General features: G+C 36.2%; 15 protein-coding genes. 4 read left to right on the top strand and 11 right to left on the bottom strand.

The genetic code is table 11. The features are described from left to right. Positions 1 to 645: 645 nt before the first annotated feature. Positions 646 to 996 carry a hypothetical protein gene (locus tag AAZR93_RS02760; protein ID WP_294103511.1) on the bottom strand — a complete coding sequence of 117 codons (351 nt, stop codon included), beginning with the start codon at positions 994 to 996 and terminating at the stop codon, positions 646 to 648. Between the two features lie 270 nt (positions 997 to 1,266). Between AAZR93_RS02760 and AAZR93_RS02755 the strand changes: the two genes are divergently transcribed. After that, entirely contained in the window at positions 1,267 to 1,518 is a 252-nt protein-coding gene (locus AAZR93_RS02755; protein WP_434718901.1) for a hypothetical protein, read from the top strand. A 288-nt stretch (positions 1,519 to 1,806) separates the two neighbouring features. On the opposite strand, the gene AAZR93_RS02750 is transcribed toward AAZR93_RS02755, so the two are convergent. From AAZR93_RS02750 to AAZR93_RS02735, 4 genes are read right to left on the bottom strand one after another with little or no spacing between them, the layout of a single operon-like run. Next, positions 1,807 to 2,250: a YcgN family cysteine cluster protein gene (locus AAZR93_RS02750; RefSeq protein ID WP_434718900.1), complete on the bottom strand. Its 444-nt coding sequence runs from the start codon at positions 2,248 to 2,250 to the stop codon at positions 1,807 to 1,809. 20 nt (positions 2,251 to 2,270) lie between these two features. Further along, positions 2,271 to 2,927 carry a fumarylacetoacetate hydrolase family protein gene (locus tag AAZR93_RS02745; RefSeq protein ID WP_294103505.1) on the bottom strand — a complete coding sequence of 219 codons (657 nt, stop codon included), beginning with the start codon at positions 2,925 to 2,927 and terminating at the stop codon, positions 2,271 to 2,273. Between the two features lie 20 nt (positions 2,928 to 2,947). Beyond that, positions 2,948 to 4,036, bottom strand: a complete 1,089-nt coding sequence (locus AAZR93_RS02740) for a lytic murein transglycosylase (protein ID WP_434718899.1) — start codon at positions 4,034 to 4,036, stop codon at positions 2,948 to 2,950. 48 nt (positions 4,037 to 4,084) lie between these two features. Beyond that, positions 4,085 to 4,354: a YcgL domain-containing protein gene (locus AAZR93_RS02735; RefSeq protein WP_294103877.1), complete on the bottom strand. Its 270-nt coding sequence runs from the start codon at positions 4,352 to 4,354 to the stop codon at positions 4,085 to 4,087. A gap of 129 nt (positions 4,355 to 4,483) precedes the next feature. Here AAZR93_RS02735 and minC point away from each other — a divergent pair, with 129 nt between their 5' ends. The 3 genes from minC to minE are packed head-to-tail and all read left to right on the top strand — an operon-like array spanning position 4,484 to position 6,324. Continuing rightward, positions 4,484 to 5,206 (top strand): septum site-determining protein MinC, encoded by a 723-nt coding sequence (gene minC, locus AAZR93_RS02730; RefSeq protein WP_434718898.1) that lies wholly within the window; start codon positions 4,484 to 4,486, stop codon positions 5,204 to 5,206. 23 nt (positions 5,207 to 5,229) lie between these two features. Continuing rightward, positions 5,230 to 6,045: a septum site-determining protein MinD gene (minD, locus tag AAZR93_RS02725; RefSeq protein WP_294103499.1), complete on the top strand. Its 816-nt coding sequence runs from the start codon at positions 5,230 to 5,232 to the stop codon at positions 6,043 to 6,045. A gap of 3 nt (positions 6,046 to 6,048) precedes the next feature. Next, a complete protein-coding gene (gene minE / locus AAZR93_RS02720) occupies positions 6,049 to 6,324 on the top strand; it encodes a cell division topological specificity factor MinE (RefSeq protein WP_294103497.1) in 276 nt (91 codons plus the stop codon). Between the two features lie 193 nt (positions 6,325 to 6,517). Here minE and AAZR93_RS02715 read toward each other — a convergent pair whose 3' ends face one another. From AAZR93_RS02715 to fadD, 6 genes are all read right to left on the bottom strand, one after another. Continuing rightward, on the bottom strand, positions 6,518 to 7,291 hold the full coding sequence (locus AAZR93_RS02715) for a TonB family protein (RefSeq protein WP_434718897.1): 774 nt from the start codon (positions 7,289 to 7,291) through the stop codon (positions 6,518 to 6,520). Between the two features lie 64 nt (positions 7,292 to 7,355). Continuing rightward, positions 7,356 to 10,397: a TonB-dependent receptor domain-containing protein gene (locus tag AAZR93_RS02710; protein WP_434718896.1), complete on the bottom strand. Its 3,042-nt coding sequence runs from the start codon at positions 10,395 to 10,397 to the stop codon at positions 7,356 to 7,358. 19 nt (positions 10,398 to 10,416) lie between these two features. After that, entirely contained in the window at positions 10,417 to 11,823 is a 1,407-nt protein-coding gene (locus tag AAZR93_RS02705; protein ID WP_434718895.1) for a surface lipoprotein assembly modifier, read from the bottom strand. Positions 11,824 to 11,913: 90 nt separating this feature from the next. Next, positions 11,914 to 12,660 (bottom strand): Slam-dependent surface lipoprotein, encoded by a 747-nt coding sequence (locus tag AAZR93_RS02700; protein ID WP_434718894.1) that lies wholly within the window; start codon positions 12,658 to 12,660, stop codon positions 11,914 to 11,916. A gap of 496 nt (positions 12,661 to 13,156) precedes the next feature. Further along, complete coding sequence (gene rnd / locus AAZR93_RS02695; RefSeq protein WP_434718893.1) at positions 13,157 to 14,278, bottom strand: ribonuclease D; 1,122 nt, start codon at positions 14,276 to 14,278, stop codon at positions 13,157 to 13,159. Between the two features lie 104 nt (positions 14,279 to 14,382). Then, on the bottom strand, positions 14,383 to 16,071 hold the full coding sequence (fadD, locus tag AAZR93_RS02690; protein ID WP_336429003.1) for a long-chain-fatty-acid--CoA ligase FadD: 1,689 nt from the start codon (positions 16,069 to 16,071) through the stop codon (positions 14,383 to 14,385). Positions 16,072 to 16,569: the final 498 nt, after the last annotated feature.

The following is a 16,569-nucleotide window of genomic DNA, read 5'->3' as shown; positions in this document are numbered from 1 at the left end:
CTCAAAAAGATGAATACATAACTTATTGAAAGTTATGAGCTTTATAAACCATAAGCCAATGTAAATAAAAAGTTCTATTCACCGAATATTATCATTAAGAATATTCCTAATTCACTCATATAAGGTGTAATCATGTGACTCACCCTCTAAACTTATCTAAAAAAGACCCTCTTTGTTAGATAAATTAATTTCAGAATTAGAATTTTACAACCAATCTAAAAATTCAATCACAACATTAACCATCAAATTTGTTCTAATTATCTAACATAAAATAGCTATCCCATTTTGAAAATCATAATTAGACAAATTTGAGACATTGAAAGATAAAAATATTTTATATCAATAATTTATCGTATATCAATTAAGTGTTCTGCAACATATTTTTATTAGTAGTAATAGTTTATAGTTGGAAAATGGATTCGCTGCCGATTAAACTAAATCAATAAGAGATAGTAATTTCGTAATCAGGTTGATAGAGGAGTACTTTAAAATACCTTGAGCCAATACATTAAAGATATAACATATTGTTATTTAACAATATAAATTAGACAACCAAAATAAAAAGACTGGCTCCTGTGTTGAACAGAAACCAGCCCTTAAGTACTGTGTTTTCATTAAATTAAAAACAAAATGTATATTGAGAGATTACTTATATTCAGCGTCGAGTTGTACAACCTCAGCTTTTCCATCTTTCATTTCACAAATAACTTTCTGCGCTTTATTCAGCATCCAAGTGGTAATTTCATATTTAACGTTTACAGTATCTTGCTCGACAGTTCTAGGATACTGTGCGAAATCACCACTTCTTTCTTCTAATCTTTGCTTACACGCATCTATATCTGGCATATCACCGCTACCAGAAACTTTGTACTCTTTGATTTCAGGATAATGTTTAGCGGCAATCATTTCATGCAATTGCTCAACAGTATAATTTTTCTCGGCAAGTACGCCAAAAGTACATAACAAGAAGGATGCGCCTAATAATATTTTTTTCATGATCTACAATATTTAGTTTGATGTCATAAAATAATAGGCTATTACAATCAGTTAAACAATAAAAACCCCTCAATGATAGATTGGAATTTAGTAATGACATAAACAAAAAAGTTATGTAATGCATAATCTACAATGAATTAGTACTTTCTTTGATTTGACAATGATTATCATTCAATGTTAGTTGTATTGATAGTTTATTGGTCTTAAGCGACTTATCCAAAAAATAAAAAACCTAATATCCGCAAATTAGCACGCCTTATAGGACTCTATATGAATAATTATTGTTTTTTTGTGAAGTCAGAAAAGATTATCGCTATAGAAAAATCAAATGAGCAAAATATTCAAAAACTCATTGCTGCTGGATATAAAAAGCAGTTTGAAGAAGTAAGAGCAACGTCAACGAAAAAGGCACTTGAACGTTTTGCAGATATTCGCGGCGAGGAAATTAAGAACATATATGCACTTACAGGTTCAGATGTTCTGTTAGGTATCGTTGGTATTATAGGTATGGTTTTTAAATAAAAACAATATGACAGTAAACCTAATGTGAATGGTAAAAACAGAATTAATGAATATTCTCTTAGTAAAGTATATGAGCCACCACATATATTCACTTATTGGACTTTTAGCGCTGGAGTTTAATAGCGGCACAGGGCACAGACGAGGTATATGTCAACACAAGTGATTATCGCATTTATACAAGATAAAAATGACAATCAAATTACGCTATTATGCCCAAAGCTTTAACAACATACCCGTCCATGCTTAAATCATATTAACCTAATGTAATTTAGCCAGTAAATCAGGATATTAACCCCTACCCGTCGGCTTATTCATAATATGCTCTTCCCAATCAACCACATCAGTTTCTTTTACGGCAATGTGACGAACAGAAATACCTTCATTATGCATTGCTATCTTTGAGCCCGTTTTAAGTGGATGCCAAGCAGGAAGTTGCTTACCCTCTAATAAAAGACGATAAGCACAAGTATTTGGCAGCCATTCAAAAGTTTCTAGGTTATGACGATTTAACTTGATGCAATCTTCCTCATAATCGAAACGGTTTTCATAATGCTTACACTGACAGGTTTTTAGATTCAACAGATTACACGCAACATTAGTGAAATAAATTTCGTCGGTATCTTCATCTATGAGTTTATGCAGGCAACATTGCCCACAACCGTCACAAAGTGATTCCCATTCACCATCAGTCATTTCATCTAATGTTTTAATCTGCCAGAACGCCTGAGACATAATACTTATTAATCCTTTACTTAAATAACTCGAGTGGTCAACGAGTTATCATTAATTGATAGCTTTAACATATCGCCAGAAATCAATGGACCGACACCTTCTGGTGTCCCTGTCAAAATGACATCCCCTGCACGTAACGTGAAGAAGCGGGACATATAGCTAATAAGGGGTAAAATCGGTGTGATCATATCACGCGTTGTACCAGACTGGCGAACCTCCCCATTGATTTCTAATGAAAGCTGTACATTTTGCAGGTCGCTTGAAGCGCTAACAGGAATAAAACCCGATATAGGGCAAGAGCCATCAAATGCTTTGCTTTTTTCCCACGGCTGCCCTGCTTGCTTAAATTTAGCTTGTAAGTCTCTAAGCGTTAAATCTAGCGCAACCGCATATCCGGCAATTGAACGAGAAACCCTATCCTCATCCGCATTTTTTAATGGCATACCAATTAATATTGCGAGTTCAACTTCGTGGTGCACAGCACCCAAATCTTTTGGAATAACAATCGATTGATTGATATCACATAATGCCGTTTCCGGCTTAATGAAAATAACAGGTTCTTCAGGATGTGCAGAACCCATTTCTTTAATGTGTTTTGCGTAGTTACTACCAACGCAAACAACCTTATTTGCTGGAAAATCAAGTAAAGCACCCTGCCAGTCGCGATGTTGATACATAATGGTAACTCCTCTTATCGTTATTGTATTTTATTAGCGATGCCATCAGCCATCATACACACGCTCAATGCAAAATAGTATGAGCGGTTCCAGTGCATAATAGTCCGGAAATTCTCAGTCACTAAAAACGTTCGCCCCTCTGGGTCATCAGGAATAACAATCCATGTTTTTACATCTGGAGACAACTGCGCGAACGCAGGTAATTTAACGCCCAGTTGCTCCCACTGACTCACTGTTTTTCCTTGCTCTGATTTAACACCTTCTAGGCTTCGATTAAAATCAGCGGGTAAACTAACTTGATAACCCCAAGGTAATGCAGATTGCCAGCCTTCTGTAGATAAATAATTAGCAATAGAAGCAAAAACATCCGCTTTATTATTCCATATATCCATTTTGCCATCACCATCACCATCTGCCGCATAAGACAAATAGGAGGTTGGCATAAATTGGCTTTGCCCCATTGCACCAGCCCATGATCCTTTAAGCTGTTGGTTCTCTGGAATATAACCCTTATCCATAATCTCGAGAGCAGCTAATAGTTGTTTACTAAAAAGTGCTTCGCGGCGACCTTCAAACGATAGCGTTGCCAATGCTGAAATAACATCTTCTTTCCCCTGAGAACGACCAAATCCGCTTTCTAGTCCCCATAGAGAAACAATAAACTGTGGTGGAACACCATAGTGCTGGCTAACTGTATCAAGTATTGATTGATTTTCGAAATACTTGTCAGCGCCTGCATTGATCCGTGAATTAGGTAACACATTTTTTAGGTAGCTCGCTAAGGTAACTGTAGCCCTCTTTTCAGGCTGTCCTTTATCGGCTTTCACTACTCGCTCAATAAAGTGAATATTGGCAAATCCGCGATCGATGGTCGCAGCCTTAATCCCCTGAGCCTCAGCATGTTGTTTCAATAATTCAACATAGGCTGGAAATTGAGAAGGCTCACGCTGCTCAATAGGAAAAGCTTTATCTAAGGCGACAACCTCTTTTGCAATTGCCGCCTCTTGCTCAACACTAATCGTTTGGGTTGTCGTATTTGTTGGCTGTCGTGCTGTGCAACTTGCTAAAAGCACACCAGCGACTAATGTATATAATAATGTAGGTTTCATTTTCACCCTCCAGACAGTATTAACTTTTAAGGATTATCTTAATTTGCTTTAGCCGTTTGTTTCTCTATATTCAGAAAGCAAATCCTCGACTGGAGGTGGAAATTGCAAATAATAACCGACAGCTGATAGATCAGCTTTAACACGCGCAACGTCTGCATTGGCTAGCTTTTCTCGCTTATCAAGAGAAATCACCATAGCGAATTGAGGCCTGCCAAATTGTTTTAATAGTTCTTCGGGCACGCGGGAAAAATCATCTTTTTTTTCAACATAAAGATATGTTTGGGAGCGGTTAGGGCTTCTATAAATTGCACAAATCATTATATTTAACTCTTTTTCTTGGTTCATTAGCTTGCTTGAAGAATACAGTAACTATAACATGCTATTGTTTTACAGAATATCTTCACCCGAGGATTGCTTCGGAAATTTTAATTTGCTGAGTCTAGATAGATGCCACAATCGCCAATAGAACTTAAAGGCAGTAGTTTTACTCTCTCAGTTCTTCACTTATATAGTGAAGAACCTAAACTCATCAAAAAAGCATTGCTAGATAAAGTCAGCCAAGCGCCTGACTTCCTAAAAAATGCCCCCGTTGTCATTAATATTGCAGAACTGACGCCAAATGCGGATTTATATAGCATTCATAAAGCAATTGCATCGGCAGGTTTAAGAATTGTAGGTGTGAGTGGCTGTACTGACCCTTTGTTGAGAAAAAAAGTTAATGATGCAGGCTTGCCAGTACTGAGTGAAGGGAAAAGTAAAAAAACAGCTGAAATTCAATTAGACGTTGTAAACCCAAAACCTGAAATATCAACAGTACCAGTGCAAACAGAAGCCGGGTATCGTAAAACTCGCATTATTAATACTCCAGTACGTTCAGGCCAACGCATTTATGCACCAAATAGTGATCTCATCGTCACCAGTAATATTAGTGCGGGTGCAGAATTATTAGCAGATGGTAATATTCATATATATGGCGTAATGAGAGGCCGAGCATTAGCCGGTGCTTCTGGTGATGTTGAAAGTCAGATTTACTGTACGCATTTGCAAGCAGAATTAGTTTCTATTGCAGGTGAATACTGGCTGAGCGATCAAATTCCAACAGAATTTCTCTCCAAAGCAGCAAAACTTCGTTTAGTTGATAACAAACTTAATATTGAATACTTAAATTAGACCTTATTTACAAGGAATTATTCATGGCACGCATAATCGTTGTTACTTCTGGTAAAGGTGGTGTTGGTAAAACCACTTCAAGCGCGGCCATAGCTACTGGGCTGGCACAAAGTGGGAAGAAAACCGTCGTTATCGATTTTGATATCGGTCTACGTAATCTTGACCTCATCATGGGCTGCGAGCGCCGAGTAGTGTATGACTTCGTTAATGTCATCCAAGGCGATGCAACCTTAAACCAAGCATTGATCAAAGATAAACGGACAGAAAATTTATACATTCTTCCTGCTTCACAAACTCGCGATAAAGATGCACTAACTCGTGATGGTGTTGAAAAAATACTTGATGAGTTAGGCGATAAACTAGAGTTTGATTTCATCGTTTGTGATTCACCCGCAGGGATTGAAAGTGGTGCTTTAATGGCCCTTTATTTTGCTGATGAAGCAATTATTACTACCAATCCTGAAGTTTCTTCAGTCCGTGACTCTGACCGTATTTTAGGTATTCTTGCCTCTAAATCACGCCGTGCAGAAAGGGGCGAAGACCCAATTAAAGAGCATTTGTTATTAACCCGCTATAACCCTGGTCGGGTAACTCGCGGTGATATGCTCAGTATGGAAGATGTTCTGGAAATTTTGTGTATTCCACTTATTGGTGTCATTCCAGAAGACCAATCTGTACTACGTTCATCAAACCAAGGTGAACCCGTTATTTTAGATACAGAATCCGATGCAGGCCAAGCATATAGCGATTGTGTTGCACGTATTTTAGGTGAAGATCGCCCTATCCGATTCATTGAAGAAGAGAAAAAAGGCTTCTTAAAACGCCTGTTTGGGGGGTAAATAATGGCTTTATTGGATTTCTTTCTGTCGAGAAAAAAACCGACAGCGAATATCGCAAAAGAGCGATTACAAATCATTGTTGCAGAGCGTCGTCGTGGTAATAGCGAACCGGCTTATCTTGCGGATATGAAACGAGATATTCTGCAGGTTATCTGTAAATATGTTCAAGTTGACCCAGGAATGCTATCCGTTCAATTTGAACAAAAAGGCGATGATATTTCTGTTCTTGAGTTAAACGTCACCCTTCCTGAAGGCGATGACATTAAAACGACCGAATAAGAAAACCGCAAAGAAAGCCGCTGTTATTAATTTAATAGTATTAACCTAGCTAAGTGTATTAATGCTGGCGGCTTGCTTTTTATTTTATCTATTTTATCTCAACTAGCGCTATTCAATCGGCACAATTGGACGGTGATCATTGCCTTAATCAACGATATGTATTATCCCAAAAGCCGATTTTATTTTTGTACAACTAAAGCGTGAATTCGATTTCTAGTGTAATTAATCTATTAAGATCCGCAGGTGGCACACCCACTGAACGACTTTTTCGCATAGCCTCTAAAGCAGCGTTGTCTAATTGACTGTTATTTGACGATTTAGCTACCAAAATACGAGTTAATTCACCTTGCGCGGTTAATTCAAAGTTAGCCTTTACTTTACCCTCAATATGCATATTTCTCGCTTTTCTTGGGTATATTTTATGTCTTTCAATTTCTTGCCTAAGCTTATCAAGATATAATTGATGCAAGCTATCTATATCATCGCCTAATGCAACTGAATTTTGTGAACCTTGCGTTCCAACTGCCTGCGATTGAGCACTATTCTCACCATCCTTAGAACTTTGTTTTTCATCGTCGCTTCGCTCACTTTTGGGCTTATCCTCTTTTTGTATCACTCTATCTTTTATCGGTTCATCCATGTTTTTTTTGCTGATATTTTTTTTAGTCACTTTGGATACTTTGTTTTCATTATCAGTTTCACTTTTTTGTTTATTAACTTTGATGGCTGCATTTTCCACTTGAGCAGTAACACTAATTAATCCCCCTCCATTACTTTCTGGGATAGCCACAGTACTAACTTGTTTTTCAATCACTGCATGAGTTAATGCAATTGAAATAACAGTTGCGTTAATCGGTGTGTAAATTTGTGACGATAAAGTGCTATAAGACATAAGACAATAATAAATAAAACCACCATGTAATAGCAAAGAGGCGGTAAAAGTATAATTAAAACGTCGATTAATCATTTTTAGATCTCAATTAAACCCTTCGCTGTTTAATATATTCGATAGCACAACGAAGGGCTTTATTTTAGAAACGGCTGGTTACGCTAAAACGTATAGATCTGCCCGGTGCGGGCATCATGCTACGAGTTAAAGGATCTAAATAATACTCATCTAAAAGATTAGTCGCTAATAATTCAATTAGCATATCTTTATTAACTTGATAGCTCGCATATGCATCCGCTATAAATATTGAATTCCAATTCATTGGCGTGTTATTTAACGGTGCATATTGATAGGGATATTTACCCATCATTGCGGCTTCATCTTTATTTTCAGCTTTACTGTGATAACGCATACGGCTACCTATTTCTAGGCTTTCCTCAAAAAAGCGCACACCAATATTGGCATGTACACTATATTTTGGCTGTAATTGTGTACGTAAATAACCGCCAGGGAAGCCTGCCTCAACACACTCAGGAGTATCATATTTATTATATGGGTCTAGCCTCATGAGTGATGCTTCATCACATACTTCGTTTTTTAAACGATAATCCACACCAACGTCACCAAATATCCGTCCGTTATCATAACGTGCTAATAATTCTAATCCTGCTGTTTTGTGTTTATCAACCTGAGTAAAAACTAAATCCATGTCTCTTTCAAATGCATTAGTAATTACAGTATTATAATAATTGAGTCGAATATCTGCATGATTTTCAGCATCTAATAATTCTTGTAAATTACGCACATAACCAATTTCAATAGTATGGCTCCGTTCAGGTGCAAATTTCGGTGGGACATAATTAATATTTCCTGAACCCGAAAAGCCAACTGTATTTTCAAAAATACTCGGCATTCTAACGGTTTCTAAATAACGTGCAAAGACTCTATCATTATCCGTTAAATAAACGGATGCACCAAATGAAGGGGCCCACGCGAAGTTTTCTTTTCTTTCTGGTTTTTTAAATTTTTCTTCAATTGTATATTTAATTTCATCCCATCTATTATTCAACGCATCAGCTAGGCGAAATTTTTTAGAAAATAAGCCAGTAATTGGATCAATGACTTCAGCATCGAGATCAACTTCACCATTATAGAAAGGGTTTTGATCCCGCATTAATCGATTGTTATTATCTAATTTCCATTGAATAAATTTATTCTCAACGATTCTAAATTCATGTGGTTTACTATTATGACGTCGATAACTGGCTTCCAGTATAGCGTTCTTAGGTAAGGATAGGGCTTCTTGAACAAAAACATTTCGGCCTTTAAATCTTCTTTTTTTTGATTCTTCATCCGCATAATAGCCATTCTGTTCATATCCATGAAAAATTCGCCCATCATCTTCGTCTACATATTGCATAACTTTCTGTGCTTCATCTGCTGTCAATGTACGGGATACTCTATAGTTACGTGCATATCGACGTGAATAAGGCGCAAAATTAGCATCTTTAGCTTCTATTCGCCGTTCATGTAATTTATCCCTAGACCAATAATTTATATATTGCATACCCGCATTTAAACTTAACCATTCGGTAGGACGCCAATCAAGCTTAATTGCGCCATTATATTCATGACGCTCCCCTTCTCGAGGCATTGCTCTGAATAAGCCAGAAATAGGTGTAGAATCAGAATTAAATATATCGTCACGACTACCAATGGTTTCTTTAGTAAAATTCCCCATAATGGTTACATCAAAATCAGAATTTAATTTAAATTTATTAGAGACTGAAATACCTTGGCGTTCATCCAACTGATTTAGTTTAATTCCATCAACTAGTCTACCGTTGACTTTAGGGTTTCTAGGATTATCTTTATTATAATCAAATCCCCAATCCCTCTGCATAGGCTCTCTTGGCTGGCCACCTGCCGTATTTGAATTTAGGTCTGTTTTAGTCAACCAATAACCTAGCTGTAAATCAATCAGAGGGTTAGATTCAGGCTTAAATGCATAATTTGCATACAATGTTTCCAATGTTAAATTAGCCAACGGCCATTGTGGAATCTTTCCTACCAAATCATGATATCTAATTTGAGAAGGCATAATTTCACCATATTGGCTTTGGGTATGAATATAGCCAAGTGATAATTTCTGAGTATCCGTTAGCTTGATATTTAATTTGCTAAGTAAACTTTTCATTTCATTAGAAGTATTAGCAACTTCTTTATTCGGTGCATATATATTGGCCACAAACGGCATGTAGGGGTCCATCCCTTTGTTAGGCGTTGAATAATCATAAGTTACAATTTCACCTCTAAATTGATCTGCACCTCGCTTGCCTGCAAAATAGTTACCTTGGTTACGGTAGCTATAAGCCATCATAAAATCAAATACGTCTTGACGTGTCCCAATAGCAAAACGAGCAGCATTATCTTTAAGGTTAAATAAATGCGTATTTCCCCTTGAATTTGGCTCAACTAATACTTGTTCATCCTGAAAATAAATACACGTAGCATTGGGTTTATTATGAAAGCTTTCCATAAGCTCAGCATCATCGCGATAATCCACCCCATGATTTAAATGATTAATTTTTGGTTTAGTTGAATTACTACTGGTTTCTAGTTTTATATCAACACCAAATTTATCTTCGGGTTCAACCACATCATCAATTGTAATGGTTTTAACAGCCACACCTCCCCCCGTTGAGGTCCGAATATTACGGTCTAACATGGGGCTTTTTATTACCGTAATGCTGCTTATCATATTCGGGTCAACATAGTTGCGGTTATTCGCTCCGTTATAACCACGCCAAACTGTAATTGCTTGCTCCGTGCCATCAACAGTAACTGGCACCCTTCCTTGTCCTTGTATACCCCGAATATTAGGGTCTAATGCACCACTATTACGTGCATCTCCACTGTACACACCCACACCTTGCGTAAGCACATCTGCGGGATTCGTTCCTTTATAACGCTCAACGGCTTCTTTACTAATATAGATATTTGACTCGTCTTTATCGTATTGATCATCAGCACCTTTACGATCGCGCTGTTTAATGGTTTTTGTTTTATCTTGCACCGTTATCTTACCGATATTTTCCCGTTCGGCAGCACAACTAATAATAGGAACACAACAAACAGATAGCCCTGTAGCAATATTAATTGCCATCACGGTTTTAACTTTCATGATTAAATCCAAATAAAAACTAAAAAGTCTTAATAAAGTTGATTCCGATTTCACTTTGCTTAAAAGAGTAAATAACATCAGCAGTACTACTATTTAATTGATAATTAAAATAAATAGACGGATGAAATGTGAGTATTTTTTTATTCGGTAATGAAATAGCCGTATTCATATACCAGTTATTATCTTTTCTTTTCGTGTCTAAATGATAATCAAACTGTTTAAATTGAGTATTTTTATAACCTATTGCACTGAGTACTTCCAACGGTTCTACTATTTTTAATAGTCCTAGTTTCATACCATATTGCTGATAACTATCGCTAGCTGATTGTTTATTTCTATTTATTCCATGACCACGAATAAATACCATCGTATTGGGGTTAATAATGTAAGCAGCTGTTAATGAATAATTAATTCTCATCCCATTATTGAATTCATAGTCAGCATGGTATTGCTTATTTTTCAGTTCTATATCAGCTAAAAATATCACATTATCGTTTAAATAATATTCACTACTAACTTTAGCGCCTAAACTGTGATTTCGATATTGATTATCTACCCATTTAGTATCGACTACAGGTAGTAAGCGTATTTTTCTATTTGCTTTTTCAAATTGATATCCACCATAAATAAAAGTTTTTATCTCAGGCTTTGATATCGCTTTCATTGGCTCAACGCCTAATACACCCATGGTCATATATGCCGAGTGATTACCCAAAACCGGAAACCGTTTAGATAACTCTGCATAATAATTCCATTTGGTGCCAGCGATAACCTCAGCCCCCTGCATACAGTAAACCTGACAATAACTTTTACTTTGACCTTCTGCTTCGTTTAAATTTGAATTATAACTTGAACCAACTCTAATACGGCCTTGCCATGAATTTATTTTTTTAATTGTTATTATTTGGCTATCTATAAGAGTTATATGTTCTTTTAATAACTTGTTTTTATATTTTTTCTTAATTTCTATATAAGATTTTAATGATCGTTCATAAAGCTTATCTTTAGTGTAGCTATTCGCCAATTTCAATTCGATTAAAATTATATTAGGTTGTTGGTTTAACATTTTCTCATATAACTTAATCGCCTGATTATAATCTTGTTTTACTATGGCTTTTTCTGCCGATATATATGTTACTAAATTGTCATCATGTTTTTTATCTTGAATGTACTGGGCGAGAATACTATCAATTTCTTCAAACCTTTTCTTTCTAACTAAATCATAAAGAATAAATCCAAGTTCGTCGATATTTTTATTTGTATTTTTTTCATTAATGATTAGCTGTTCATTAATTCCGTTACCCTTAGTGTTTAAAATGCTAGTCATTTTTTCATCTAATAACATATCTCCTTTGATAAGTGAGGAAAAAGAAATTAACACAATAATAAAAATTACATTAATTAATAATTTATTTAAATTTTTCATTGGTAGCCACTATTTTTTAATAGTAATAAAAAAGTAGGTGAAATATCATTTCACCTACTCATTAATAGATATTATTTTATTAAGCTATAACTAATCTTTACTACCACCAAATGCCGTATCTAATGAATTATTATTTTCAAATGTCGCAATACCGGCTAACTGTTCTGCATTATCACCAAAGAACTGACCTGAGTTCACCCCCTTAATCGAATCATTAGCCAATGCCTCACCGGAGAAGGTTCCTCCGTCATGAATGTCACCCTTAAATGCAATATTTAAAGATTCACCGAGTAATGAGCCTGTGTAATCCTTAGCGCCAAAGTCAGCGTCAAACTTGCCGATTAACTTTGCTTCACCATCAAATTGATTAATACCTTCAATCGTGTAAGTTGCTTGACCACTTGTTGGCACTTCAGTACTGCCATCTTTGCCTGAGAAATAAGAAGTATGCATAGTATCGCCTGCTACACCGGTTTGAGACCAGTCACCATAATACACTTCTGCATCTGCCACTTGGCTAAATTGGAACTTACCCATGCTGCCGCCATGCGGGCCGCCACTACTCTCTAATACATAGACATTATCAGGCTTATTGGTAACCATGCCTTTTAGCCCTGAAAATGAAATTGTCATTCCGTTTTTCATGCTACGAGAACCAATACCGGGATCACCGATGGAACCGCCATGAGGCCCCATTGTTGACTGTGTTTTATCAACAATGATATTTGTTGCTTCATCAATATAACTTTGACTTTGTTGTGATACTGTTTCTGCTAATGAAAAAGATGAGGTTGCGACTAACGATAAAGTTAAAGTAATTAAAGATAATTTATTCATAATAAAATCCTTATATATTGAAGTTAAATTTCCATTTATTTCTTTATGAATTAATAAAGAATAGTGTTTTAGTTAATAACCGTTAGCTAATTTTCATTAACTATTCGGTTAACAACGAAACTCAGTATATGAGAATGGTTTTTATTTACAAATAAGAGATTTATAATTCGAATTTAAATCATTTCATTAACTATGAAAATTTAGTCTTTCTTTTTAGCACGTTAACTATTAACCTTGTTTTATTAAATACTATTAATTACTAGTTTACTTAAACTTAACTGATATTATTTTATTATTTTTAGGAGTGTTTATAATAAAAAATTGCCTTGCAATTAAATTAACCCATAAAATACCGTTGACACTATTTATGTCATTTATGTTTTACATGGAAATATTAATATATGAGTTATTTATATAAATAAAAAAATGAATAACAGCAAATAATGGAAGGATAATCAATAAGGCACAAAATTTATTTTTTTGTGCCTTATTATCATTACGCGTTTTTAAGTAACGCTGAAATTGGTTCTGCAAGTAACTTACCACGCCAACCATCTAACAATTCCGGTGGGGTCGTCATTTCTTTCAATCCCCAATGAACTGATAGTAATTGATTAATTTGTCGCCTAGATGCAAGTAATTCTGCGTTAAAACTTTCATGCTCAGCAATATCTTTTACTACAGATTTTATCTCTTTGAATAGGCTTTTATATTGGCTTTGTTCAATAATGTTAGCAACAGGAGCCGGATACTCGCTTGCATCTAATTGTTTCGCTTTCTCAACCAAGCTTAGTAAACGCTTACCATGACAACGGATTTCCTGCCCCGTTAAACCTAATGCATCCAACTCACCTAACGAACTTGGTAGGAAACGAGCTACTTTCCATAAGTGCTCTTCTTTGACCACAAAGTTAATCGCCATATCACGCGCTTTAGCTTGTTCTAATCGCCACTGTGCGAGTAATTGTAGGCAGGCCAACTGTTCGTTTCGCAGCTGCCAAGCGTTGGTAATATTTAAATACGCTTTTTCTGGTTCAACTGTTTTTTGACGACGAGCAACTACTCTTTGACATTCATCTAATGCATCGTCTAAATAACCCGCTTCGGTCACTTTTTTCATCAATATTTCAGCTAAAGGCAACAAATACAGCACATCAGCCGTTGCATAATCACACTGTTTTTCACTTAATGGGCGAGCCAACCAATCCGTGCGAGATTCGCTTTTATCAAGTTCAATGCCGATATGTTCCGCGACTAAAGAAGCAAAACCACATGAAATAGGATAACCCAGAAACGCAGCGACAATTTGGGTATCAATCATAGGATCCGGTGCACAACCAAAATCATGAAAAAAGACTTCAAGATCTTCACTACCCGCATGAAGAAACTTGAGCTGTTCTTTATTGGTTAATAGCGCTTTGAAAGGACTGAAATCAGTTATTGATAAAGGATCAATCAATGAAACCTGTTTTCCATCATACATCTGTAGTAAACCCAACTGAGGGTAAAAGGTTCTTGTGCGAACAAATTCGGTATCCAAGGCTAGCCAAGGCGCATCACTGGCCTCTTGGCATACATGTACTAATTCACTATCTGTGGTGACTAAACGATAATTCAAAACAAGTTTCTCTTTTTTGTATATTTATCAAAACAAAAATTTCATCACAGTAACGCCGGTAAAAACCGGCGTTACATATACTAATGTATGGTGTTAAATTACAGTCATACTGGCGATTTGTCTCTTTGCAATTTTTCTTCATCACGCAATTCTTTGCGTAAAATTTTACCCACATTGGATTTCGGTAACTCTTCACGAAATTCAAACACTTTAGGCACTTTATAAGCAGTTAATGAACGACGACTGAACGTTTTTAGTTCATCAGCAGTTAAATTTTTATTTTTGGTGACGATAAATACTTTTACCGCCTCTCCCGTACTTTCACTTGGTATACCTATCGCAGCACACTCAATAACATCAGGATGGGAAGAAAGTACTTCTTCTATTTCGTTAGGGTAAACATTAAATCCTGAAACAATAATCATATCTTTTTTACGATCAACAATGCGAATGTAACCTTCATCATCAATTTCAGCGATATCCCCAGTCGCCAACCAACCGTCAACAATGGCTTCAGCAGTAGAATCTGGACGATTCCAATAGCCTTTCATGACTTGCGGGCCTTTCACCCACATTTCTCCAGGTTGCCCAAGAGCCACTTCATGACCATCATCATCAAGAAATTTAACATCTGTTGATGGAACAGGTATGCCGATACTACCACTATATTCAGTCAGATTATATGGATTTCCGGTGACTAATGGCGCACATTCGGTCAACCCGTAACCTTCAAGTAAATGCTTACCAGTCAACTCTTTCCATTTTTGAGCAACGGCCTTTTGTACCGGCATTCCACCACCCACCGATAATCTGAGTTTCGAAAAGTTAAGTTGACGAAACTCTTCATTATGCAGCCATGCATTAAATAATGTATTCACACCAGTTATTGAAGTAAATGGAAATTTAGCTAACTGTTTAACCGTATCAGGCACGTCTCGAGGATTAGTAATCAACAGATTAACGCCCCCCACACTAATGAAAAGTAAACAGTTAACCATGAGTGCAAAAACGTGATAAAGCGGTAGTGCTGTAACAACATACTCAGCGCCAAATTTTAACACAGGGCCATAAGCGGCTCTTGCTTGTTCCAGATTAGCAAGCATATTCCGATGCGTTAGCATCGCCCCTTTTGCTACGCCTGTTGTACCACCCGTATATTGTAGGAAGGCTAAATCTCCCCCTGTAATATTCGGCTTAATATATTGCATTCGATAGCCAAAATGCATAGCGCGACGAAATGAGATAGCATCCGGTAAATTATATTTAGGGACTAATCGTTTTACATATTTAACGATAAAATCAACAATCGTCGCTTTGGGACGTGACAGTTGGTCACCCATTCGAGTTAAAATAACGTGCTTAACTTTGGTGTTAAAAACAATTTTTTCAAGCGTATGGGCGAAATTAGACACAATGACGATGGCCGTTGCACCACTATCATTAAGCTGATGCTCTAATTCTCTTGGGGTATATAGAGGATTAACATTTACCACAACCATTCCCGCACGCAATACGCCAAACAGCGCTATTGGATATTGTAATAAGTTTGGCATCATCAGTGCGACGCGGTCACCTTTTTTAAGACCTAATCCATTTTGTAAGTAAGCTGCAAATGCGCGGCTTCGCTCTTCTAGCTTACGGTATGTCATTACTGCGCCCATATTAATGAACGCAGGCTGGTCTGCATACTGAGAAACCGCATTTTCAAGTAATTCAGCCAATGAAGCGAAGCGATCAGGATTGATTTCTTCCGGCACATCAGCAGGATAATTTTTCAGCCAGATTTTTTCCAAAATATTGCTCCTGAATTTAGTGAACTTAAGATGCTCAACATATCTTTTAACAAATTATTAACTCAGCGTACCAGTTTGAAAAATACCCTGTGTCAAGGTTGAGAGGTCTATCACTAAATAAATACCATTCCATCGAAATAAAATAAGGCGGATCACACCGCCTTACTTTTGTTAGATATCATTTATTAAAAGTTAGTCTAAATATTTTCTGACAATTATACACGTATCAGCCCTAATTTTAAAAAGTGTAATCCCTGATTACTTAATCAAATTAGCGTTATAATTCACTTAACCAATATAAATTGATTGCATAGTAGTCAATCCTACTGTTTTTAACCCATTCCTATATCCATATAATAACTATGGTAATCGTTTTTTTTAACTTTTGAGGCAACTAAATGCTAACTAGAGTTGATTTAACACGATAATGTGGCAAACAAAATCATTCTCACTCATATATTCAATACAAATAAATACCACTAAAGTAGTGTTGATATT

The sequence above is a fragment of the Providencia sp. Je.9.19 genome, assembly GCF_051129765.1.
In the GTDB taxonomy this organism is placed as follows: Bacteria; Pseudomonadota; Gammaproteobacteria; order Enterobacterales; family Enterobacteriaceae; genus Providencia.
This window is presented reverse-complemented; position numbering and strand designations above follow the sequence as displayed.

Excerpts from the sequence above, each read along its gene's own strand:
- AAZR93_RS02755 (WP_434718901.1), top strand. The coding sequence starts at position 1,267 with ATGAATAATTATTGTTTTTTTGTGAAGTCAGAAAAGATTATCGCTATA.
- minE (WP_294103497.1), top strand. The coding sequence starts at position 6,049 with ATGGCTTTATTGGATTTCTTTCTGTCGAGAAAAAAACCGACAGCGAAT.
- AAZR93_RS02700 (WP_434718894.1), bottom strand. The coding sequence starts at position 12,660 with ATGAATAAATTATCTTTAATTACTTTAACTTTATCGTTAGTCGCAACC.
- AAZR93_RS02750 (WP_434718900.1), bottom strand. The coding sequence starts at position 2,250 with ATGTCTCAGGCGTTCTGGCAGATTAAAACATTAGATGAAATGACTGAT.
- AAZR93_RS02735 (WP_294103877.1), bottom strand. The coding sequence starts at position 4,354 with ATGATTTGTGCAATTTATAGAAGCCCTAACCGCTCCCAAACATATCTT.
- AAZR93_RS02740 (WP_434718899.1), bottom strand. The coding sequence starts at position 4,036 with ATGAAACCTACATTATTATATACATTAGTCGCTGGTGTGCTTTTAGCA.
- AAZR93_RS02745 (WP_294103505.1), bottom strand. The coding sequence starts at position 2,927 with ATGTATCAACATCGCGACTGGCAGGGTGCTTTACTTGATTTTCCAGCA.
- minC (WP_434718898.1), top strand. The coding sequence starts at position 4,484 with ATGCCACAATCGCCAATAGAACTTAAAGGCAGTAGTTTTACTCTCTCA.
- AAZR93_RS02705 (WP_434718895.1), bottom strand. The coding sequence starts at position 11,823 with ATGAAAAATTTAAATAAATTATTAATTAATGTAATTTTTATTATTGTG.
- AAZR93_RS02715 (WP_434718897.1), bottom strand. The coding sequence starts at position 7,291 with ATGATTAATCGACGTTTTAATTATACTTTTACCGCCTCTTTGCTATTA.
- AAZR93_RS02710 (WP_434718896.1), bottom strand. The coding sequence starts at position 10,397 with ATGAAAGTTAAAACCGTGATGGCAATTAATATTGCTACAGGGCTATCT.
- minD (WP_294103499.1), top strand. The coding sequence starts at position 5,230 with ATGGCACGCATAATCGTTGTTACTTCTGGTAAAGGTGGTGTTGGTAAA.
- AAZR93_RS02760 (WP_294103511.1), bottom strand. The coding sequence starts at position 996 with ATGAAAAAAATATTATTAGGCGCATCCTTCTTGTTATGTACTTTTGGC.